22 protein-coding genes are annotated in these 22,863 nt (G+C 36.9%); 15 read left to right on the forward strand and 7 right to left on the reverse strand.

Going from position 1 to position 22,863, the window contains the following annotated elements:
* Positions 1–334 precede the first annotated feature (334 nt).
* Positions 335–667 (forward strand): PBPRA1643 family SWIM/SEC-C metal-binding motif protein, encoded by a 333-nt coding sequence (locus tag CXF79_RS13015; protein WP_011043384.1) that lies wholly within the window; start codon positions 335–337, stop codon positions 665–667.
* A gap of 188 nt (positions 668–855) precedes the next feature.
* On the opposite strand, the gene CXF79_RS13020 is transcribed toward CXF79_RS13015, so the two are convergent.
* Positions 856–3,207: a TonB-dependent receptor gene (locus tag CXF79_RS13020; RefSeq protein WP_101155406.1), complete on the reverse strand. Its 2,352-nt coding sequence runs from the start codon at positions 3,205–3,207 to the stop codon at positions 856–858.
* A gap of 201 nt (positions 3,208–3,408) precedes the next feature.
* On the opposite strand from CXF79_RS13020, the gene CXF79_RS13025 reads away from it, so the two are divergent.
* The 7 genes from CXF79_RS13025 to minE all read left to right on the forward strand — a co-directional run bounded on the left by CXF79_RS13025 (position 3,409) and on the right by minE (position 7,715).
* Entirely contained in the window at positions 3,409–4,443 is a 1,035-nt protein-coding gene (locus CXF79_RS13025; protein WP_101155408.1) for an AraC family transcriptional regulator, read from the forward strand.
* Positions 4,444–4,662: 219 nt separating this feature from the next.
* Positions 4,663–4,926: a hypothetical protein gene (locus CXF79_RS13030; RefSeq protein ID WP_101155410.1), complete on the forward strand. Its 264-nt coding sequence runs from the start codon at positions 4,663–4,665 to the stop codon at positions 4,924–4,926.
* A gap of 262 nt (positions 4,927–5,188) precedes the next feature.
* Positions 5,189–5,419 carry a hypothetical protein gene (locus CXF79_RS13035; protein WP_011043388.1) on the forward strand — a complete coding sequence of 77 codons (231 nt, stop codon included), beginning with the start codon at positions 5,189–5,191 and terminating at the stop codon, positions 5,417–5,419.
* Positions 5,419–5,712: a cell division protein ZapA gene (locus CXF79_RS13040; RefSeq protein ID WP_011043389.1), complete on the forward strand. Its 294-nt coding sequence runs from the start codon at positions 5,419–5,421 to the stop codon at positions 5,710–5,712. Before CXF79_RS13035 ends, CXF79_RS13040 begins: the two co-directional genes overlap by 1 nt.
* Positions 5,713–5,877: 165 nt before the next feature.
* On the forward strand, positions 5,878–6,597 hold the full coding sequence (gene minC / locus CXF79_RS13045; protein ID WP_011043390.1) for a septum site-determining protein MinC: 720 nt from the start codon (positions 5,878–5,880) through the stop codon (positions 6,595–6,597).
* A gap of 28 nt (positions 6,598–6,625) precedes the next feature.
* Positions 6,626–7,435 carry a septum site-determining protein MinD gene (gene minD, locus CXF79_RS13050; RefSeq protein ID WP_011043391.1) on the forward strand — a complete coding sequence of 270 codons (810 nt, stop codon included), beginning with the start codon at positions 6,626–6,628 and terminating at the stop codon, positions 7,433–7,435.
* A 1-nt stretch (position 7,436) separates the two neighbouring features.
* Entirely contained in the window at positions 7,437–7,715 is a 279-nt protein-coding gene (gene minE / locus CXF79_RS13055; protein WP_011043392.1) for a cell division topological specificity factor MinE, read from the forward strand.
* 111 nt (positions 7,716–7,826) lie between these two features.
* Here the strand turns inward: minE and ansA are convergent, their stop codons facing one another.
* Together ansA and sppA are read right to left on the reverse strand one after the other, a co-directional pair.
* Positions 7,827–8,840: an asparaginase gene (ansA, locus tag CXF79_RS13060; protein ID WP_011043393.1), complete on the reverse strand. Its 1,014-nt coding sequence runs from the start codon at positions 8,838–8,840 to the stop codon at positions 7,827–7,829.
* A gap of 484 nt (positions 8,841–9,324) precedes the next feature.
* Positions 9,325–11,238, reverse strand: coding sequence for a signal peptide peptidase SppA (gene sppA, locus CXF79_RS13065; protein ID WP_101155412.1), 1,914 nt, complete (start codon positions 11,236–11,238; stop codon positions 9,325–9,327).
* Between the two features lie 224 nt (positions 11,239–11,462).
* Between sppA and CXF79_RS13070 the strand changes: the two genes are divergently transcribed.
* Positions 11,463–12,161: an HvfX family Cu-binding RiPP maturation protein gene (locus CXF79_RS13070; protein WP_011043395.1), complete on the forward strand. Its 699-nt coding sequence runs from the start codon at positions 11,463–11,465 to the stop codon at positions 12,159–12,161.
* 78 nt (positions 12,162–12,239) lie between these two features.
* Here the strand turns inward: CXF79_RS13070 and CXF79_RS13075 are convergent, their stop codons facing one another.
* The gene (locus tag CXF79_RS13075; protein ID WP_101155414.1) at positions 12,240–13,136 is read right to left on the reverse strand and encodes a DMT family transporter; all 897 of its coding nucleotides are present in this window, start codon (positions 13,134–13,136) and stop codon (positions 12,240–12,242) included.
* A 532-nt stretch (positions 13,137–13,668) separates the two neighbouring features.
* On the opposite strand from CXF79_RS13075, the gene CXF79_RS13080 reads away from it, so the two are divergent.
* Positions 13,669–14,265 (forward strand): nitroreductase family protein, encoded by a 597-nt coding sequence (locus tag CXF79_RS13080; RefSeq protein WP_011043399.1) that lies wholly within the window; start codon positions 13,669–13,671, stop codon positions 14,263–14,265.
* 111 nt (positions 14,266–14,376) lie between these two features.
* Here the strand turns inward: CXF79_RS13080 and asnS are convergent, their stop codons facing one another.
* On the reverse strand, positions 14,377–15,777 hold the full coding sequence (gene asnS, locus CXF79_RS13085; protein ID WP_011043400.1) for an asparagine--tRNA ligase: 1,401 nt from the start codon (positions 15,775–15,777) through the stop codon (positions 14,377–14,379).
* Positions 15,778–16,030: 253 nt separating this feature from the next.
* On the opposite strand from asnS, the gene CXF79_RS13090 reads away from it, so the two are divergent.
* Positions 16,031–16,420: a hypothetical protein gene (locus CXF79_RS13090; RefSeq protein ID WP_101156323.1), complete on the forward strand. Its 390-nt coding sequence runs from the start codon at positions 16,031–16,033 to the stop codon at positions 16,418–16,420.
* A 62-nt stretch (positions 16,421–16,482) separates the two neighbouring features.
* Here the strand turns inward: CXF79_RS13090 and bioA are convergent, their stop codons facing one another.
* Positions 16,483–17,829 carry an adenosylmethionine--8-amino-7-oxononanoate transaminase gene (gene bioA, locus CXF79_RS13095; RefSeq protein WP_101155416.1) on the reverse strand — a complete coding sequence of 449 codons (1,347 nt, stop codon included), beginning with the start codon at positions 17,827–17,829 and terminating at the stop codon, positions 16,483–16,485.
* Positions 17,830–17,916: 87 nt separating this feature from the next.
* Between bioA and bioB the strand changes: the two genes are divergently transcribed.
* The 4 genes from bioB (at position 17,917) to bioD (ending at position 22,158) form a co-directional block, all read left to right on the forward strand.
* Positions 17,917–19,020: a biotin synthase BioB gene (bioB, locus tag CXF79_RS13100; protein WP_011043403.1), complete on the forward strand. Its 1,104-nt coding sequence runs from the start codon at positions 17,917–17,919 to the stop codon at positions 19,018–19,020.
* A gap of 217 nt (positions 19,021–19,237) precedes the next feature.
* Complete coding sequence (locus CXF79_RS13105; protein WP_101155418.1) at positions 19,238–20,386, forward strand: aminotransferase class I/II-fold pyridoxal phosphate-dependent enzyme; 1,149 nt, start codon at positions 19,238–19,240, stop codon at positions 20,384–20,386.
* Entirely contained in the window at positions 20,386–21,183 is a 798-nt protein-coding gene (gene bioC, locus CXF79_RS13110; RefSeq protein ID WP_101155420.1) for a malonyl-ACP O-methyltransferase BioC, read from the forward strand. The genes CXF79_RS13105 and bioC overlap by 1 nt, the downstream gene beginning before the upstream one ends.
* Positions 21,184–21,366: 183 nt before the next feature.
* A complete protein-coding gene (bioD, locus tag CXF79_RS13115) occupies positions 21,367–22,158 on the forward strand; it encodes a dethiobiotin synthase (protein WP_101155422.1) in 792 nt (263 codons plus the stop codon).
* Between the two features lie 256 nt (positions 22,159–22,414).
* On the opposite strand, the gene CXF79_RS13120 is transcribed toward bioD, so the two are convergent.
* Complete coding sequence (locus CXF79_RS13120) at positions 22,415–22,837, reverse strand: type II toxin-antitoxin system HicB family antitoxin (RefSeq protein WP_101155424.1); 423 nt, start codon at positions 22,835–22,837, stop codon at positions 22,415–22,417.
* Between the last annotated feature and the right edge of the window lie 26 nt (positions 22,838–22,863).

A 22,863-nucleotide genomic window follows, 5' to 3' on the forward strand; every position in this document is an offset into this window, starting at 1 on the left:
TGCCCATCAGACATTATTTTATTTTGAACTTACTGTTGTCGTGAGCCATTAAAATGCGAACGCCCACTGACGTTGGCTTTATTAATACCGTTGCTCATTTAATCGATTGGGCAGACAAAATCCTGCATTAGGAAAGAATAATTGACATAAAACTGACTAATTATTAACTACTATGAATGGCAAGTTGTTAGACCAAGAAAATGGATTAATGACAGTTTCAATTATACTAATGAAAAATTAATAGGCCGACTCTTAATTCAACAGTCGACTATTTATTACTTTACGTTATACTGCCGCGCTTAAATCAAGTTTTTACTATTAGCGGAGTACCATTATGCACGATCTTTATTACAAAGGGCGTATTCACACCAGACATAACCATGTAACCACAGGTTATAATACTAAGCGTTCCGTTAAGCTTGGTAGTGAGAAACAACCATTAACGCTAGTGGTTAGTAGTGAAGAAAGAAAAATAGAAATAACAAAGTTAGTTAGCGATAACGACTTATTTGCTGAAATTACGGTAGATAGTACTGTCGAAGAAAATATAGTTGAACTTGAAGGCCTATTAAGTAAACCTACGACGACTCGATTTGATAAAACTCCGAACCGTAATGATCCTTGCTCATGTGGCAGTGAGAAAAAATATAAAAAGTGTTGTGGTTAATAGCCTTCTATTTTTCCGTGATATGTTCCCACTTACTTCAAGATGCCAGTCTAAGAATAAGATGGGAAGAATAAAGACATTTAATTGTTGTAATCATATGCAATAGATTGAAATACAACAATTAAACGTCCGATTTCTACAGTAGTTTAAGTAAAGCTAAAATATTTAGTACAATTTACTGTAATCAACTAAAAGTTATAATCTAGCTGTATGCCATAGACTGCTGGTCGGTCGACAAAACCATAAAAAGTGTCTGTTCCAAAGGTACTACCCGATAATGGATTGTTACCCACATACGTTAATACTTCTTCATTCGTCATATTTTTACCAAACAAAGCAATGTTCCAGTTTTCACTTTCAAGGGCAATGCGCATATCTACCTTGTCATAAGAGTCAACTTCATAAAGCGGATTTAAGTTAACATCAACATTTTGTTTTGCCGAGTGGTAAAGCCCTAGCGTAGTTCTGAAGTATTCAAAACCTAAAAATGAGATATCAGTGAAATAGTCAAAACCAATGCTGGCGGTAAACTTAGGCGTATATTGTCCTGATTTACCCGTATAATCACACAGTTGATTGCCATCAGCACCTATATCACCATCAGGAACTTGTCTGCTGTGACAGTTACCATTTGTAAAGTCTTTGTACTCGTGGTCTAAATAAGCAACACCGTATTGCATTGATAAACCATCAAGTATTATCCAACGACCATCCACTTCAACCCCTTGCACTACGGTTTCTTTAGCGTTACCAACATTAAAGCCAAGTACTCCATCAAACTGACTAACTTGCAAGTTGTCGTATTCGGTGCGGTAAAAAGATAAGTTTATTTCTAAGGTATCGTCTAACAGTAAAGATTTTATTCCCATTTCATAGGCAGTGGCTTCTTCTTCTTCAAATTCCCATGAATTAACGTTATTAGCTCTGGCATCAAAACCACCCGCTTTAAACCCTGTGGTTGCAGAAGCATAAGCCATAATATTTTGATCAATTTTATAACTGATATTAATTAGTGGCGTAAAAGAGTTTTCTTTACGTTCACCCTTTAAGTTATGTCCTTGCGGTGATAAAGGGCTTTGATCACTTTGAATACCAAAGACAGCATCGAATAAGGCCGGTGCCATAGGGTTGGTGGTAATATTACCAGTACCTAGATCAGTAATATTCATAATACGAGATGATGTCTTCTCTTCACTCGTAAAACGGGCACCTAAGGTTAGAGTTAGTGCCTCGGTAAAATGATAACGCCCTTGGAAAAAGGCAGAAAACATATCTGTGTCTAGTTGATAATTACGACCTGCACCATGTCCAGTTAACGGTGATAGTGCGCCACCAGACAATAAACCTAAAACGCTGTTGGTGGGTATTTTAATATTGTCATCGAAGCCAAGTTCACTGGTTTGATAAAAAAGTCCGCCTAACCAATCGAACTTTTCACCTAATGGAGAAACCAACCTAATTTCTTGACTGAACTGCTCATATTCTTCATCTATGAAGACCGAAAATATAGGTGCAGCAGTATAGTCACAATCACAGGTTTCAACAAAATCGTATGAAACGAAACCTGATACCGAGGTAAGGGTGTAATCCCCTAATTTAAAGTTAGCCGTTAACGTTGAATTAGTTAAGCTGTTGTTATTACTTTCTTCTGCATCAGCTTGGCGTTCATAATTCAATTCACTTTCTGATATTGCGTTAGGATGACCTAAAGCCCCGAGTATTTGGCTAAAGGTAGCACCAGGAATAGGTGAGCCTGCAAGAGAGGGCTCGTCTTTAATCACTTCGATTTGTCGCCCAGTACCATCAAACTCATCTTGTTCTACTTTGAATAAGAAGTTCATGGTATCGCTTGGTTCCCACATTAAGCTCAAACGAACAGCGCTTTCTTCTCGAATTGTTTCATCACGGTCTTTAAACGTGTTTTCAACATAACCATCTTCTGAATAGTCTCGAACGGCTAACCTTGCTGACAAAGTATCCGTTAAAGCACCCGATACCATGCCGGTGAATTCAGTAGCACCTATGGTAGGTTGATACTGTAAACCAAGATGAATTTCTGTGTCTTGTGTTGGTTTTGCTGAAGATAAGTTAAGTGCACCGGCAACAGAGTTTTTACCAAACATGATTGATTGCGGTCCTTTTAAGACTTCAATTCTTTCTAAGTCAAGAAACGGCATGCGTAGTAACTGTTGACGGCCATAATGTACACCATCGATATACTGGCCAACAGATTGCTCAAAACCTTGGTTATTTCCGGTGCCAATGCCGCGGATAAACATTTGGGTACTTATGCCTGTTTCTGTCATATGTAGATTTGGAACTGAGTATTGCAAGTCATCAATTTTTTCTATGCTTTTTTCTTTCAAATCGTCTGCACTAAGCACGTTCATTGAGATCGGCGTTTCTTGCGCATTTTCCGATCTTTTTTGTGCTGTGACTTGAATAACTTCTAAGGTTACTTGCTCTTGTGCTGTTGCAGCATTAATTGCTAAAGCACAGGCACTCAAGGTGAATATGCTTTTTATTGCCTTGTTTTTCATGTTTTCTCACTTTTTTATTATAATTATTGTTAGAGGCTTTTGAGCTTTTAAATTTAGCAAAACACAAACATGAAGTTCAAAAGCCCCTGATAATATAAAGATCAGTGATAGTGAAGATAAGGTGATAAACGGTCAACTTTGAGTGAAAAGCGGTCAATTTGTGGTTAACTGGTGGTAAATAACAAAAAGAGAAATAATGATATGGTTCAACAAAATGCTTTGTCCGCTAACTTTACTGGTCAGGTCTTTGCTCATAAACTTAACTTTATTTCGACCACGTTATCTGAAAGAGGCATTGATTTATCACGTTTGTTAAAAGATACAGATATTGAACCGTACGGGTTAAATGACCGTGAATATCAAATAAATAAGGATCAAATAGTCACTTTTTATCGAAATGTTGTGGCATTAGATATTCCTGGTATTAGTTTACTGCTGGGAGCCGCAATAAAACCTAAAGATTACGGTTTATATGGCTGTACATTATTATGTTGTAACAGCTTACGGTCAGCCCTCGAATTTTCTATTCGCTATCATAATTTGGTTACTAAAACGGTTAATATGACGCTGCACGTAGATTGTGAATCAGAACAATCATGCTTTCGTTTTGAAGATCTTTTGCATACCATTGATCTAGCGGAATTTAATATTGAACTACAGTGCGTAATTGTGTTGTCTTTGGTCAGAGATTGTATGGATAATGAAAGTTTCTCTTTTGATGCGCTACGCTTTAGTTTTGCTAAACCTAAGCATCACCGAGGTTATGAAGAATTTTTTGGCTGCCCAATAACCTATGGAAATCCTCATAATGAATTTGTATTTGATGACGATAAATTGTCATTAAATACTCCTAGGAGTAATCCTTTTGCAATGCCTTTGCTACTTAGCCAATGCGATAACGTATTAAATTCAGTGGCCACAAAAAATGAATTCTTAATTACTATCAATCAATGGATAGCGGCGAATATGCATAAGGATCTTTGTGCAGAAAACTTAGCGAGTGACTTATATCTCACTCCAAGAACACTGCGTAGAAAGTTATCTGAGCAAGGCACAAGTTTTAGAGATATAGTAAAAGAGTTACGCTGTAGTGCGGCTAAAAAATTAATCATCGAAACTCAATTAACAATAGAGGATATCGGTTGTGCTATCGGCTTTAATGACGTGTCCAATTTCAGAGCGGCTTTTAAAAAATGGACAGGGCAAACTCCATCAAATCTTAGGCAAATTAATTAATCGCCTAAATGTATTGGCAGTTATCTCTGTGTTAGGTAAGTGGATATCTAATACAGCTCAGTAATATCTACTTATTGATAGAAAGTTGATCTTCATCGTTTCTAATTATTTGACATTGTGGGATATTAATTGGTATTCATATCTCGTCGTCCTTATGACAACCTGACAATGGCTAATGTAGTAACACGAAGTATCTAATAAAAATCTAAGGAGTTGGTGATGCCAACAAATAAACATAAACGAAAAGCGTCTGCTCATTCTAAAACTAAAGCAATAAAAGGCTTTCAATCCTCTGGCCTGATATCATTACATCCAAAAGCCTTTGTCATAGGTGGCTTGTTTTTTGTTGCGCTAGGTTTATATCTATTAGCTTTTGAATCTCAAAATAATGCAATGTTTGGTGTTGCTATGCTTTCTCTTATTGCCGGTGGTTCAACCACCATTTATGCGAACTTTGCTCTAGCTAAGAAAAAAACAGATTAGGGTAGGGTCGTTATCAAAGTCCTTTGTTTTAAATTTAAGCGTTAATTTATTTTTACTTCAAAAATCACACCGTTAAAATAATCAATTGTAATTGTATGATTTCTAACATTAACGTGTGTTTTTTGAACGTTATTATCTAATCCTTCCTCGTGTTGAAAATTGTTACATAAAATACGCCAATAATCGTGCTAAAGAGTAGCATTCTGTCTCACTTTAGATTAAATTTGCGCCTTTAATTTACTACAGTTAACAAGAGCGCCTTATGTTAGAAAATACTCTCCCTCAACTCGAACAACTGATTGAAGATATCATTGCAAAAAATAACCAGCTAAAAAACCAAGTGGCTGAACTTGAGCAGCAAAAATCATTGCTGCTTGATGAAAACGAAACCTTGCAACTTGAAGCACTTGACGGTGAAGAAAAGCAAAAACAAACAAATAATGTATTAACCAGCCTATTAGGCAAATTACAAAGTGTAGAAGAGGTTAATTAATGATTGCTGAAGACTCTAAAGGTATCAGCATTGAAATAATGGGCAAGCAACACCAGTTTAATTGCTCAGCTGAACAAGCAGAGGATTTAAACCAAGCCGCTAACAGTCTTGCTGTTATGTGTGCTGACATTAAGAAAAAAAATGGTATGGCTAACAGCGAGCGTGCTTTATTGGTCGCGTCAATTAATTTAAGTTATTCACTGTTAATAGCGAATAATAAAATTAAGCGTTATCAACATGGTGAAGATGCTTTAATTTCTACATTAAAAAGTGCCTTATACCAAACGGATTAATTTTCGTAAAGTGAGCAATACCTGAGTCCTATTGGGTTTATAAACGCTGTTACTTTTTCAGTATTGCCGTTATCTGTTAGTTAACATAACAGCAATACTGGGAAATTTATGTCTAGGAACTTTAACTCTAGGCACTTAGTAGTCTTATTTAGGAAAATTTTCATTATGGCTGATGCCAGCATTGAATTTAAAGGTACAAGTTTTACCCTATCTGTTTTACATTTGAAAACATCAAAACTAGCGGATATCCGTGCTGATTTAGTAAAAAAAGTGGCCCAAGCCCCAGATTTTTTTTATCTAGTTCCTGTCGTGGTTAATATTGAACAACTTGATTGTTCGATTGATTACCAAGCGGTAAAAACCTTAATTGAAGAATTTAATTTCACCTTCGTTGGTTTCACTGGTTCGGTTGATAAAGAACAACGTAAACTCATTCGTGAACTTGGTTTTTCTTTTGTGAATACAACAAGAGTTGATACTTCACAGAAGGCTGCTATTGCAGAAAAGGCCATAGTTGCTGAGAGTAAAGTAACAGCTGCTATTCCTGAATGTAATTTATACACAGACAAAGTTCACCGAGGTCAAATTCGTTCTGGCCAACAAATTTATGCTAAAGATCAAAATCTTGTAGTGATTGGTTCTGTTTCAGCAGGTGCTGAAGTGATTGCCGACGGTAATATCCATGTTTATGGCTCATTACGTGGCCGAGCAATAGCCGGCGCAAAAGGTCATCACAAAGCGCAAATTTATTGCCAAAATCTTGAGGCTGAACTGGTCTCTATTAATGGTAACTATTGGCTGAGTGAATCAATGGAACAGCACTGGGGTTCACCGGTATACATTCATTTGACTGATAGCGAACTAACGTCATCAAAACTCATTTAATTATTAACTTATAAAGGATATTCGGTCTATGGCACGAATAATAGTGGTTACCTCAGGCAAGGGTGGTGTTGGCAAAACAACATCAAGTGCTGCAATTGGACTTGGATTGGCGTTAAAAGGTCATAAAGTCGTTTTAATCGATTTTGATATTGGTCTACGTAACCTTGATTTGATCATGGGCTGTGAACGTCGCGTTGTTTACGACTTCGTTAATGTCATTAATGGTGAAGCAACTTTAAATCAGGCATTAATTAAAGATAAGCGCGTTAGCAGTTTGTCTATATTACCTGCCTCGCAAACGCGGGATAAAGATGCGTTAAATAAAGAAAATGTTGGCAAAGTGCTAGAAGAGCTTGGTAAAACCTATGACTTTATAGTTTGTGATTCACCTGCAGGCATTGAAGCCGGTGCTATGATGGCACTTTATTATGCAGATGAAGCGATAGTAACTACCAATCCTGAAGTCTCATCGGTACGTGATTCTGATCGCATTTTAGGCATGTTAGCAAGTCGCTCACGCAGAGCAGAACTTGGCTTAGAACCGATAAAAGAGCATTTATTATTGACGCGTTATTCACCTAAACGCGTAGAAGAAGGTGAAATGCTGAGTGTTGAGGATGTTGAAGATATTCTGTCGATACCTCTGTTAGGTGTGATTCCAGAATCACAAGCAGTACTTAAGGCATCGAATGCTGGAGAACCAGTAATTTTAGATACCGAAAGTGATGCCGGTAAAGCTTATCAGGATGTTATAGAACGTCTATTAGGTGAAACAGTTGAATTTAGGTTTTTAGTTGCCGAGAAAAAAGGCATTTTCAGTCGTATGTTTGGAGGATAACATGGCACTTTTAGATTATTTTTTACGTAAAAAAGAAAAGCAGGTAACAACGGCGTCCAAAGCCAAAGAGCGCCTGCAAATCATTGTTGCGCATGAACGTAATAGTCGTAATAAACAGCCCGATTATTTACCACAGCTTACTGAAGATATTCTTAAGGTTCTCCGTAAATACATTAAAGTATCTGATGAAAGTTTTTCGATAAATCTTGATAAAAAAGATGGCGATTTAAACGTATTAGAACTGAATATAGAATTGCATGATGAGCAAACCGCTGACTAAGGTTTTCTCTTTAATTTGTTAGCAACCGGATTAATGAAATAGTCCGGTTGCTAACATTCGTGTTTCTATTTTTCTGCGCACAACAAGATCACAAACTTAATGAAAATGGTATTAAGTAAGTTCCCCACGTAGGCTTATATCCATTTGTTGGCACATTTCATCATAGCTTAAGTTTTTACTTAACAAATAATGTAACTTGGTTAATGTTGCCTCTAAGGTCATATCATGGCCACTGATAACTCCCGTCTCACTGAGCGCATTACCTGTCGCATAACCCGACATATTTACTGTACCTTTAATACATTGGCTACAATTGACCACAACAATACCTTGTTCTTTCGCTTTTCTTAAACAAGCAAGTAAGGCTTTATCTTGTGGTGCATTACCAACACCGTAGCTTCGAAGTATGAGGGCTTTAACCGGTTGTTTTATAACATTCTCGATAACTTCACTACTTATACCTGGGTATAGGTGAACAACACCAACTGGCTGTGGGGTCATGGTTGAAAGTTGTAAGGGTTCAACTTTGTCTACCGGATGTGCAAGCGTACCAGCAACCAACTGAATATTGATACCCGCTTCCAGTAATACCGGCATATTAGGTGAGTCAAACGCGTTGAAGCCATCAGCATAGGCCTTAATACAACGGTTACCGCGATACAGTTTGTTATTAAAAAACAAACTTACTTCACTGATGGGGTAGTTAGCGGCAATGTATAAAGCGTTTAGTACATTAACTTGCCCATCAGAGCGGAGTTGACTCAACGGAATTTGTGAGCCTGTTACAATGACAGGTTTACTTAAATTTTCGAACATGAATGATAAGGCTGAACTAGTATACGCCATGGTATCTGTGCCATGTAGAACAACAAATCCATCGTAGTCATCATAATTGGCTTTAATATCATCAGCGATGCGCTGCCAATCACTGGGGGTCATGTTTGATGAATCAATTAAAGGCTGATATTCACTGATAGTAAATTCAGGCATTTCACTACGATGAAATTCAGGTAAGGCATTGATAGATTCAGTAAGGTGACCTTTTGCGGGAACAAAGCCTTGTGTGCTTTGCATCATGCCAATGGTACCGCCAGTGTATGCAACGTAAATTCTTTTTTTCATCATAACTTTGACTACTTATTTATTTCGATAATTTAATGTGATCAGTATTCATTAATATTGATATACATTAATGAGATCAGTCTTTATACCAATTAAATTTATTAATGGTTCAAATTTTAATGAGAATAAATTTTCAAGAACAAGACGCTTGATTGAGCAATAGCTGGCTATTGGGATTGAAAGCAACGATGTTATTGGATATTTAGACCATTTTAAAAGATCACTTAATTAGTTTAATTGGTATTAGTTTTATTCAAGGACGATATTATATCTTAGCAAGCGGGAAGGTTGCTATAGCAGTGACAGCAAACGGGTTAATTTACTGAGCAAGGAAAGATTGTTGCTCAAAAAAGTGAAAACAGTATTGAGCCATAGTACCAAAGAAGATGTGGCATAAAAAAAGAGGTAGTTAAATGCTTAACTACCTCTTTAATTTAACCATTACACACTGTAATGGTTAACTGGTTTTTTATGAATTATGACTGCTTTAGTTTGCACCACAAGCAACACATAACGTATAACGACCTTGGGGATCATTAAACTGATTCATCAGACCAAATTCGTTTTTCATCATAGTAATGAACTGTGATAATGGTTTGCTATTCACTGAATTAGTCGCTAAATCAATAGCGATTTTCTCTTCATTTGCTGAGAATAAGCTTACCAATGTTGATGATTGACCCAATAACTGTTGCATGATTTTGTTACGTGAAGATTGTTCTTTTTCAATTAACAAAGTGTCGTATTGTTCAAGTTTTGCTAGTGTTGCAGCAGCAACAACAGCATCAGTTAAATTACCAAGTTCATCAACTAAGCCAAGCTCTTTCGCTTTTTTACCAGACCAAACACGTCCTTGAGCAATCGCATCAACTTCTTCTAAAGTCATATCACGATTAGTGGCAACAAGTTGTATAAATTCTTGGTAACCTCGGTTAATGGATAATTGGAATAAATTAGCCATACCTGGAGTCAACGCTTGAGTCGGACTAAAACCAGCAATATCAGTGGTACCAACTCCATCAGTATAAATACCCATTTTGCTTAATGTATCTTCGAACGTCATCATCATGCCAAAAATACCAATTGAACCTGTGATAGTAGAAGGGGCTGCATATATTTTATCTGCTGGTGCTGAAATCCAGTAACCACCTGAAGCGGCATAAGTACCCATTGAAGCAACAACAGGTTTACCTGCTTTTTTCAATAACTCAACTTCTTGACGAATAATTTCTGAAGCGTAAGCACTGCCACCAGGGCTATCTACACGAAGTACTACCGCTTTAACATCATCATTATTTCTCGCTTTACGCAGTAACTTAGCTGTACTGTCACCGCCAATGGTGCCAGGCTTTTGTGTTCCATCTAAAATAGTGCCTTTAGCAACTATAATGGCAACTTTATCGTGACTCTTTTCGGCAAGCTCAGCGCTTTCTTCTATCGATGAACTCGTAGCAGCAATATAATTTTTGTAACCAATATGGTTGTAACTATCACCTTTTTTGTTTTCTCCGACTAACTCAATTAGCTCAGAGCGCATTTCCTGGCGAGACTTCAATTGGTCAACCCAGTTATTTTTAAGTGCATATTGAGCAAAGCTACTATCAGCCGCACTAAATTTAGCAACTAAGTTATCAATGTTCTCATCAAAATTGTCAACACCAAAACCACGTCGCGCAGCAACATCTTCTTTGTACTGCATCCACAAATCAGCTAACCAAAGTTTGTTAGCTTTTTTGGCAGCATCTGACATATCATCTCTAATAAAAGGTTCAACGGCTGACTTAAAAGTACCAACACGGAAAATGTGTTGGTTTATTGCTAATTTCTCTAATGCCGATTTAAAGTACATGTTATAACGGCCATAACCATCAAGTAACATAAAACCTTGTGGATTTAACCAAATGTCATTGGCGGTACTGGCAAGGTAATATTGGTCTTGGGAAAATTGGTCACCAAGGGCAATAATTTGTTTACCGCTACTTTTAAAGTCTTCTAGCGCTGCTGCGATGTCTTGCAACTTAGTCAAACCTGCACGATTTAAACCTTGTAGCTGTAAAACTAATATTTCTACCCGATCATCTTTTTTGGCTTTACTAATAACATCAATGATATCAGTAAGTAGAACTTCTGGTTTATCATCTTGTTGTTCCATGGCTTCACTTAAAAAAGCTTCCATAGGGTCAACTTCACGCTTTTGTTCTACCACATCACCAACAAGGTTCAGTACTAAGGCCGTTTTTTCTGGCACTGTTACTTGCTCTTCACCGCTTGATAGGATGACGCCAATGAATGAAAATAACAGTATAAAAAATACTAGGTTTAGCACAACAGAGCGAGTAAACGTTAATACTCGCCAAATTGAAGAAAAGATCCGTTTTATAATGCCTGGGTTATTATTCATATATATTTATCTTAAATTGATTAAATTAAAAACTCAGAGCTATACTACCTTAATGTTTACTAAAACTTAACAAATGACCTAAGGTAGATTGTAACTATTTATGGCAATTGCCTTTTTACAACTATTTATAAGACTTTCCGCATTTTTTTAAGATGTTTTGAAATACTTTACTGGTTTACACGTTCTTACTATTAATCGTATTATTTTATTAAAAGATAACAACTATGCAAAGATTACAACATTACTACCAGTGCTTTTTAGCGCAACTTAAAAATTTTGACGGTATTCCTGCTTTATTATTGAGGCTATACCTTGCTCCTGTGTTTATCATGGCAGGTTTTAGTAAAACTCAAATGCTTAATGAAGAGGTTACAGGCTTTAGTGCCATCATGGCAGACCCTAATATTATTGCTTGGTTTGGTAATAGCGATTGGGGTTTAGGTTTACCATTTCCGGCTTTACTGGCTAATTTAGTTATTCTGGTAGAGTTTTTTGGCGGTTGGTTCTTATTATTTGGTGCATTAACTCGCTTAATTAGCATTCCATTAATGTTTACCATGATAGTGGCCGCCACATCAGTACATGCAGATAACGGTTGGTTTGCCATTACGCCAACGAATAGTGATATTAGCCCAGCTAAAGTGGCCGTTTGGCTTGGTATTGATAGTGCACAAGCTAGTTTAGATAACAGCGAACAAACGGCTACCCGTCTTGAAAAAATGCGAGAGTTAATCGAAGAAAATGGCAATACAGATTGGCTTTATGAAAATGGTAATATTGTTGTACTAAATAACGGTATCGAATTTTCTACTACCTATTTCATTATGCTGTTGTCATTATTCTTTATTGGAGCAGGGCGCTATACCAGCGTTGATCATTTTGTTGCGAAGCGGTTTTTGATTGAAGAAAAGAGATTTAGTTAGCAAGATTAAGCTAATAAGTATAGATATAAAGCCGAACAACTCTAATAGTTGTTCGGCTTTTTTTATTATGCAATTCAGTTAACTACGAGCTCGTTTCTTTTTAAGGCGGGGAAGTAAATGCCCGAAGTGGTAAATACTTAATCCTAATAACACCATAAACGCACCTAATATCAACTTATCATTGATAACCTCACCATTTAATACTGCGCCTAAAGTCAAAGCAATCACTGGTGTAATTAAGGTAATCAAAGTTACGTTACTGGCTGATAACTTCTGCAACACAGTAAAGTAGGCATAAAAACCAATCAATGAACCAAAGACACCTAAATAGAGTGTTGCCCAAAGAGACTTTGCTTGCCAAGTTTCAATCGGTAGAGTGCCATCAAGTAATAGCCAGCTCACTAAAAACAGTGGTGTTGCAACCGATAGCGCCCCGACCGTAGTTGCTAACGGATGAATAGCCAATGAAACACTTTTAACTAATACACCACTTAAACTGAAGAAAAATACCGCCATTAAAATAAAAATTATTCCGTAAATGCCATCATCCGCTAAGGTAAAGTTATCTGAGCAAACTACCGCTAAACCAATTAATGAAATAGCCATAGAGAATTTACGCATACTACTTATATTGGGTTCGGATAATATTTTCTTTGCTAATAAAGCTGAAATAACGGGTGATAAGCCAAAGACCAAAGAAATAATGCCAGACGATAAATAAGCGGCAGATAGATAAGAGCACAGCATGCCACCAAAAATACCTAACGCCGAAAAGCTGTATAACTTTACGGCCTGTTTGTGCCAAGGAATATGAATATTGCGTATTTTAATCACTAGTGCGCCTAATACTAAGGCAATCAGCATTCGAAGTAATACCGCTAAACTTGGATTAATTGATTCGCTACTCCACACTATACCTAATGGAGTGGTAGACCATATTAATAGTACCGCCAAATAGGCAATTGACACTGACATTTTTCTCTCCTTTTTTACGTTTAAAATTTATGTTGTTAACGTTAGCTTTTAAAGTAAATATCAGACGGACTATTTATTAATCCGTTTGATATAAAGCAGAAAGTTGCGGTTTTTTATGAGGAACAGTTGAGAAAACAAAAAAGCCGCAAGAGTTAATTTCTGCGGCTTTAAAAGTGAACTAATTAAATTTGATTAATTATGAATTTTCAATGCTTCGCAGAGGGGAGGCCAATTTGACTGACGATTAACTAACCACAGTCGATTGACCACAAACAGACAGTTAGTAGCTGCCGCTTTAAGGTTTCGAATATTTATCATGGCGAGTAAGGTGCTTTGCATTCTTTATGTAATCTTATTTTATCTTGAGTTGTAATTTACAGGTTAGTTACGATTTATAGTGGCGGTTGGGTAAATTTAAGTCAAGGATAAAAACCATTCAATGATAATTAATGTTAATTTTTTATTATAACAACGTGCACAAGCACAAACTTAACGATAAACTTCTACGATAACCACTTGTTAGAAGCATTTTATGAACGCTATTGAATTATTATTACAACGACAGTCAACACCTGTGTTAACAGAGCCTGCACCAACTGAAGCAGATCTAGCCACATTATTATCAGCCGGTATGCGAGTACCGGATCATGGCGGATTAAAACCTTGGCATTTCCATGTTATTACCGGACAAGGTTTACAACGATTAAGTGATATCTATGTAGAAGCAACGACAATCAACATGGCTAGCCAAACTGGACTTATTGAAGGGGCAAACATAGATGAACAAGCCTTAAATGAGAAAATGGCGAAAGTAGCAAAAAAGCCATTTAGAGCACCGATGATTATTGTTATATCAACACAATACGTTGAACATAATAAAGTACCACTGCAAGAGCAGTTAATTACCGCGGGTTGTTGTGCACATTCGATGCAAATGGCTGCATTCTCACTAGGTTATGGCGCTATGTGGCGTACTGGAGGATTTGCATACAATGAAACGGTTAAACAAGGTTTAGGGTTAGAGGCAGGTAATGATATTGCCGGATTTTTATATATCGGCACCCCAAGTAAAATATGTAATACGAAACCAGCGAAAAGTTATCAAGATAAAGTGACTTATTGGCAGTAGCTTTATATTAGTTTATAAAACCATTTGATTAGACAATAAAAAAGGCGACATAATGTCGCCTTTTTCGTATCTAACTCATTAGCTAATGCTAAAAAGCTTAACTATAGAAAGTTAGAACGCTGCGTTGTTAGGCGTTCTTGGGAATGGAATTACGTCACGTACGTTTTGCATGCCTGTTGCATAAGCTACTAAACGTTCAAAACCTAAACCAAAACCAGAATGAGGTACAGTGCCGTAACGACGTAAATCTCTATACCAACCGTAATCAGCAATATCTAAGCCCATTTCTTCTAAACGGCTATCTAATACGTCAAGACGTTCTTCTCGTTGGCTACCACCAATGATTTCGCCAATACCTGGTGCTAAAATATCCATAGCAGCAACCGTTTTACCGTCATCGTTCAAACGCATGTAGAATGACTTAATATCTTTCGGGTAGTTTTGTAAAACTACTGGACCGTTAAAGTGCTCTTCAGCTAAATAACGCTCATGCTCAGAGTTTAAATCTACGCCCCAAGATACTTGATTTTCAAATTTCTTACCGCAGTTTTCTAATATAGTGATAGCGTCAGTGTAATCAAGGCGAACAAAGTCGGTATTGATTACTGAATTCAAACGGTCAAGAACAGTCTTATCTACACGTTGTTGAAAGAACGCCATATCGTCAGGACGCTCTTCAAGTACCGCCTTAAATACATACTTTAGCATTTCTTCTGCTAAATCTGCCGCGTCTGATAAATCAGCAAAAGCAATTTCAGGTTCGACCATCCAAAATTCAGCTAAGTGACGGGTAGTGTTAGAGTTTTCGGCTCTAAAAGTAGGGCCAAAAGTATAAACTTTTGATAACGCGTTACAATATGTCTCTACGTTTAATTGGCCTGATACTGTTAAAAAGGTCTCTTTACCAAAGAAGTCTTTGTTGTAGTCAACTTTACCTTCATCGTTGCGAGGTAAGTTTTCCATATCTAATGTGCTTACACGGAACATCTCGCCAGCGCCTTCACAATCACTACCCGTGATAAGAGGAGTACTAATCCAGAAGTAACCTTTGCTATGTAAGAATCTATGAACAGCTTGCGCTAAACAATTACGTACACGAGTTACCGCGCCGCCAATATTAGTACGAGGACGCAAATGCGCTTGCTCGCGTAAAAATTCAATACTGTGACGCTTAGCAGCCATTGGGTAAGTATCTGGGTCTTCTACAAAACCTAAAACTTCGACTTCAGTGGCTTGAATTTCGAATGCTTGTCCTTTACCTGGAGATTCAACCAAAATACCAGTTACTTTTACTGAACAGCCAGTGGTTAGTTTAAGAACATCGCTTTCATAATTGTCTAATTCATTTGGCACAATGGCTTGAATAGCATCAAAACATGAACCGTCATGTAATGCTAAAAATGAAATACCAGCTTTCGAATCACGACGTGTTCTGATCCAACCGTGGATGGTAATGCTTTCATTAACAGGGAAGTTACCTGCTAATACATCAGTAATAGATATAACTGACATCTAATGACCTCTTATTCTTATGTAATTGATTGAAATTGCGTATACCATGTTAATTTCGTTATGTTCCATTCACGCTAAGTGAGGGATAAATCTTAACTAATTGGCATTATGCTGAAAATGGGGTGATATGTTACCGTGACAAGGCTTAATTGCAATGCTTAATTGCAATGAAAATAACAAATACCCATAGGAATAATTAATTATCCATTTGCTATAGTAGTATAAAGCGCATAAACGGATGAAAGCAGCTGCGATGAAACAAAACAGTGATGAATATACCAAACTAAAGCAAAAAATTGACAGGAGAACAGCAACCGACTTTTGGAGCTACGCCCAAATAACGTTAGTTATTCTCAGTTGGTTACTTTTTATTGTCGCACTGGTGATGTCTTATTATGCTGCGCCAGATAAAGATTTTGGGGTGTTACGCTATTATGACATTGAAATCCGCCAATTTTGGTTAACGCCATTAACGGGTTATCTCTACATTTTGTTATGGCTGAGTGCTTTGGGCAGTTATTTAGCACTAATGACGGATAAATATCGTAGTCGCCGTCGCAGTGATGCGCCTCTTGGTAATTTGATATTCTTACTGGCTGTTAACCTGACTTGGTTAGTCTATATCTTAGTTAAGGTACAGTAATCCTGGTGTGAACAGATCCCTGCACACTTAACTAATTAATCACTTAAACAATCAACTAACATTTAAAGCACCCCGTTAAAGCATTCATCTTCATCTAGAACCGTTGCCATGGCATTAACCAACGTAATTAGTTGTTCTGTGGTGATGATTAGTGGTGGGATGATATAGATTAGCTGACCAAAAGGTCTGATCCAAACACCTAATTCAACAAAACGTTTTTGTATCTGCGCTACATTGACATTTTGTTTGCACTGTATCGCGCCAATACTCCCTAAAACCCTCGTATCTTTTACCCTTGCATGTTTTTCTAACGGTTTAAGGTGGCTAACAAGCGTATTTTCAATCGCTTGTACTTGAGATTGCCAATCATTTTCTAACAGTAAATCAATGCTAGCATTCGCTACAGCACAGGCGAGGGCATTTCCCATAAACGTAGGTCCATGCATGAAACAACCTGCAGCACCTTTACTGATGGTTTGTGCAATGTGCGTGGTACACAAGGTTGCGGCAAGGGTAATATAACCACCTGTTAGGGTTTTACCTAAACACATGATATCTGGATTAATACCTGCCCATTCGCAGGCAAACAGTTTGCCGGTTCTTCCAAAGCCTGTTGCAATTTCATCGACTATAAGTAAAACATCATACTTATCACAGAGTAAGCGACAGGATTTTAAATATTCAGGGTGATAAAAACGCATACCACCGGTACCTTGCACTATAGGCTCGATAATAAATGCGGCTATGTCATTATGATGCTCTGCAAATAATGCAGCTAGCTCAGTAACATCGTCACTTGACCATTGTTCACCAAACTTTATCGTAGGCGCCGGAGCAAAGAAGTGCTGCATTAATACTTGTTCAAATATTTGATGCATACCCGTTATAGGATCGCATACCGACATTGCGGCAAAGGTATCACCGTGATAGCCATTTTTAACGGTTAACAGCTTAGTTTTGGTTAACGTAATCTTCTTTTTTTCAGCGACTGCATGTTGATACTGAAGAGCCATTTTCATTGCAACTTCAACACTAACTGAACCAGAATCAGACAGAAAAACTTTATCTAAACCTTCAGGCGTTAAATTAATCAATTTTTCACATAAGGTAATAGCACTTTGATGCGTTAAACCACCGAACATAACATGCGACATTTTTGACGCCTGTTCCACAAGGGCTGCATTTAACTTAGGGTGATTATAGCCATGTAAAACAGACCACCACGATGACATACCATCAATGAGTCGCTCTCCGCTGGCTAAATTGATTGTTACACCTTCTGCGCTATCGACTAAATAGCTTGGTAGTGGCTCTGACATTGAAGTATAAGGGTGCCAAACGTTCTCTTTATCAAAACGAAGTAGTGAATTTTGTTCAGATGGGCTCATCATTGTATGTTTATTGTTCATTTGTTAACCAAAAGTATTGTTAGTCGTTGACATCACGAGTAGTCTGGCTAGACTACTCGTTAAGTTAATTAGATGCAATTGAGTTCTATGTCAGATTTATATATGTCAGAAGCCGTACTAACACCACCGTTATCAACACAAGCACAATCGTTGAATTCTATCCTTCGTCACAATTGGAATTTAAAAGAAGTAGAAGCATTATTTGCTATGCCTTTTAACGACCTCATGTTTAAAGCACAGACGATTCATAGAGAAAACTTTAACCCTAATGAAGTACAAGTCAGTACTTTATTATCGATTAAAACTGGTGCTTGCCCAGAAGATTGCAAATACTGTTCTCAAAGTGCACGTAATAAAACTGACCTAGAAAAAGAAAGTTTATTAGCCGTTGAAAAAGTATTAGAAGCAGCGCAAAGAGCCAAAGAAATGGGTTCAACCCGTTTTTGTATGGGTGCTGCTTGGCGCAACCCTAAAGAACGCGATATGCCTTATGTACTCGATATGGTTAAGAGTGTTAAAGCGCTTGGTATGGAAACATGCATGACGTTAGGTATGTTATCGGGCGATCAAGCTGATCAATTAAATGGCGCTGGTTTAGATTATTACAACCATAACCTTGATACTTCTCCTGAGCATTATAATCAAATAATCACTACCCGTACCTTTCAAGATAGACTTGATACTTTGAGTAATGTTCGCAGTGCCGGTATGAAAGTATGTAGTGGTGGTATTGTTGGTTTGGGTGAAAAAGCGGTTGATCGCTCATCTTTATTAATACAACTTGCAAATTTAAACCCACAGCCTGAAAGTGTACCCATTAACATGTTGGTAAAAGTGGAAGGTACACCTTTAGCTGATATTGATGATTTAGAGAGTTTTGACTTTATCCGTTGTATTGCCGTGGCCCGCATCATGATGCCACATAGCCATGTGAGATTATCTGCAGGACGTACGGCGATGAATGAGCAGATGCAAGCGATGTGTTTCCTTGCCGGTGCTAACTCAATCTTTTATGGTTGTAAATTGCTTACTGCAGAAAACCCTGAAACGAATCAAGATATTGCTCTGTTTGAAAAACTAGGCATAAATACTGAAACAGTGGCTGGCGATACTGAGCGTTCAGATAATATTGTTAAAACAGCGATTGTTGATCAACAAAACAGTGACTTGTTTTACAACGCATCAGCATAAGTACTTTCTAAATAACCCCTATGGCGATGTCAGTGCAAATAATGCTCTTTTTATAAAGAAACTACCCTTAATAAAAAGAGCTAACGCTCATGAATTGCACAGTCATTCTGAAACTCGCAATTTCAGGTAACATAGGTATAATCGTTATCATTAAAAGTGATAACGATTAAACTCGCTATCCCCTTGTTAAGCTTATCCATTTAAGTAGAATTTCATTATGAATTTTGATTTTATTCAACATGATGTCATTGAGCAAAAAACTAAGTCTCGATATCGTCAATTGGTTTGTAATAGTACGACAAGTCAAAGCAATGAAATTATTATCAATGGAAAGTCATATCTGAACTTTTCGTCTAATGATTATTTAGGTTTAAATAATCATGCTGAAATAAACAAAGCGTTACAAGAAGGGGCGGACCGATTTGGCGTTTGTTCCAGTAGTTCAAGTTTAGTTACTGGCTATCACTATGCTCATCAAGCATTGGAAGCTGATATTTGTCAGTGGTTAAATAAACCTAAGTGCCTATTATTTTCTAGTGGTTTTGCCGCTAATTTAGCGCTATTCCAAGCGTTAGGTAAAAATGAAGAAAGCCATTTTTATTTAGATAAACTCAGTCATGCATCTATGATTGATGGTGCCTACCATAGTAAGGCAAAGGTAAAACGATTCAATCATAATAATATTGAACATTTAACAACGTTATTAAGTAAAACCACCAAATATCAAAATAAACTAATTGCCTCTGAAGGAGTCTTTAGTATGGATGGTTGCCAAGCTAAAGTATTAGAGCTCGCAAAAGTTGCAAAATCACAACAAGCCTGGCTTTATTTAGATGATGCACACAGTATTGGTGTAATCGGTAACGAAGGACAGGGCAGTAATTACTTTGCGGATATAGATATTACGATGGCGACCATGGGTAAAGCAATCGGTACCAGTGGCGCATTTTTAACCTGTAGCGACGATCTGCACGAGTATATGGTTAATTTTTCTCGTCACTACATTTACTCAACAGCAATATCACCAGCTGTCGCTTGGGCCACTAAAAAAAGCATCGAGCTTATTCAAAAAGAGCAATGGCGCAGAGAAAAAATCAGTGAATTGAGTGCATTATTTTCGAAATTACTGGCCCCAGAAATTGAGTTAGTTTCCACAGAATCTTCAATTCATGCCATAATAATTGGCGATGAGAAAAAAGCACTGACGTTAAGTGATAAGCTCAAAAAACAGGACATTTGGTTAACTGCTATAAGGCCGCCAACAGTTGCAGTTAATAGCTCAAGGTTACGCGTTACCATCTGCGCGAACCATAACATTAAAGATATCATATATTTAGCAGAATGCATTAATAAGGCAATAGCTTAATGTTTCAAACAGAACATAAAAATACAAACAGAGTAAAGATTGGGAAAAGTTTCGGATCTGCCAGTAAATCTTATGATGTATCAGCAAGGTTACAACGTTTTTCCGGTAAGCATCTAATGCCTTGGTTACCGAATCGTAACGACCTAACGGTTTTAGATTTAGGCTCAGGCACTGGTTTTTTTACTGACTTATTAGCGAGTACTTATAACCAAGTTATTGGTTTAGATATTTCAAATGAGATGCTGAATTTTGCCAAAGAACACCGTAATAAAAAAATATTATGGCTAGAAGCCGATGCCCATAAATTACCGCTGCAAGATAACAGCATAGATTTCATTTATTCCAATTTAGTCATTCAATGGTTTGATCCACTCGATGAAGCCATTACTGAAATGTTAAGAATATTAAAGCCTGGTGGATTGCTTATTTTCACCACTTTAGTAGACGGTACATTACACGAGCTGAAATCTTCTTGGAAACAAGTAGACGACGACCAACATGTTATCGATTTTAAAACGGTTACAGAGCTTAATATTTTATTCAATAATGAAAATGGTAAATTGGTCGAACAAAAGTGCCAAGATATCGTATTGGAATATCAAAACGTAATCCATTTAGCACGTGAGTTAAAAGGCTTAGGTGCTAATCATTTAGCGCAGAAACAAAACAGAGGTCTGTCAGGAAAAGATAAGTGGTTTAAAATGACAGAACACTATCAAGATTTTCTAGAGCCTAGTGGTATTTATCCAGCAACTTATCGTTTGTTTTCTGGTTTAGTGGTTAAATTAAATAACTAACGTAACTAAATCAGTTAAATCATTACATAACGGTAACTATCACCACGCCAGATACTAAGCCTTAGCCTTTGTAAAAAAGTTCTAAGGCTTTTTAATGTTATTCATTATTGTAGTATGCGGAAAAATCAACTTAATAAAATCGACCGATAAACTCATTTAAGAAACTTTACTTAAGAAATAAATATGAAACAATTTTTTGTTACCGCAACAGATACCGATGCAGGTAAAACATTTGTCAGCTGCGCTTTAATTCATGCATTTACCCACCACAACAAACCTTCTACAAATGAGTTGATGAAAGTTGCGGCGTTTAAACCCATTTCTGCAGGTTGTGAATTAGTCGGTGGGCAGTTGATAAATGAAGATGCAAAATTACTCAGTGAGTTTGCTAACTGTGGTCAAAGTATTGCCCATATCAATCCCATTGCTTTTGAACAACCCATCGCACCGCATATTGCCGCAAAAAAAGAAAATAAACAGATTACGATTGCAGATATAAATCATCATTACCAACAAGTTAAATCACTTAACGCTGATGTTACGTTAGTGGAAGGTGCTGGTGGATGGCGCTTACCGCTTGGTGAAATGACAGTTTTATCGAATGATAATGCTGATAAAAGTAGTGATAACAATAAACCGAGTTACCAATTTCTCTCAGACTTTGTCAAAGAGACTAATCTAGAGGTTATTCTAATTGTTAATATGAAGCTGGGTTGTTTAAATCATGCATTATTAACCTATGAAACTATTAAAGCGGACGGCTTAAATTGCGTTGCCTGGATTGCGAACTGTGCCACTAGCGATCCGATGAACAACTTTTCAGAAAATATTACCGAGTTAGAAAAAATTCTACCAATACCTAAGATGGCACAGTTCGACTTTATTGCTGATGTGAATGAAGAGGGTAAAGACGTTTCTTACTTTGAAAAAATTAGTCATGCGGCTAACCAAATTAATTTGTCTGTGCTGGTTTAGTAATTTTTTGTATTGCTATTCTCAAGTTGATTTAACTAAACTTAAATCATCTTATCAAAAATATAATCCTACTTGGTTTACATCAACTCGCGGCCTAGTAATAATTTAAATTTAGGTAAGCGAAACCAATTTAAAAAATTAAATTTCTTTGTCTGACAACTTAAAAGACTTTAGAACAGCAAATTAATTTCTAATGTTAGAAAATAATTTGCCAACTAAGATTAACTTCAAAATCAATTCTAACAACTAACCGACACTATTTTTCTAATTCAGTAAAACAAGCACTGGCAATAAATCCAGATCGCGTTTTGTAATCTGAAGATTTACTTACCTTGTCATCTATTTGAGCAATGAGTAACTCCGGTAGAGTTACGTTTATTTTATGACTCTTTCCAAGATAGGGGGTTATATCAATACTTACTATTGCCCAAAAAGCTTGTGAAAATGTATGCGGATTTTCCAGTATATAATTTTGTCTATGGCTTTCTAATCCCTTTGCATTAGGCACTTTTTCACCGTATTCGGCCAATATAGCAAGGTGAGATTTAATCGCTTTTGTAATTTCTTCCATGCCTAAATCAATAGTTTTTTCTGTAATTGCACACCCAGGAAGATCGGGTACTGATACCTGATATTCTGATTTATTGTCATCGTATATAAACACAATTGCATACTTCATTTTAACTCCTAACACGTCTAAAACGG

It is taken from the genome of Colwellia sp. Bg11-28 (assembly GCF_002836245.1).
Lineage (GTDB): Bacteria > Pseudomonadota > Gammaproteobacteria > Enterobacterales > Alteromonadaceae > Colwellia > Colwellia psychrerythraea_A.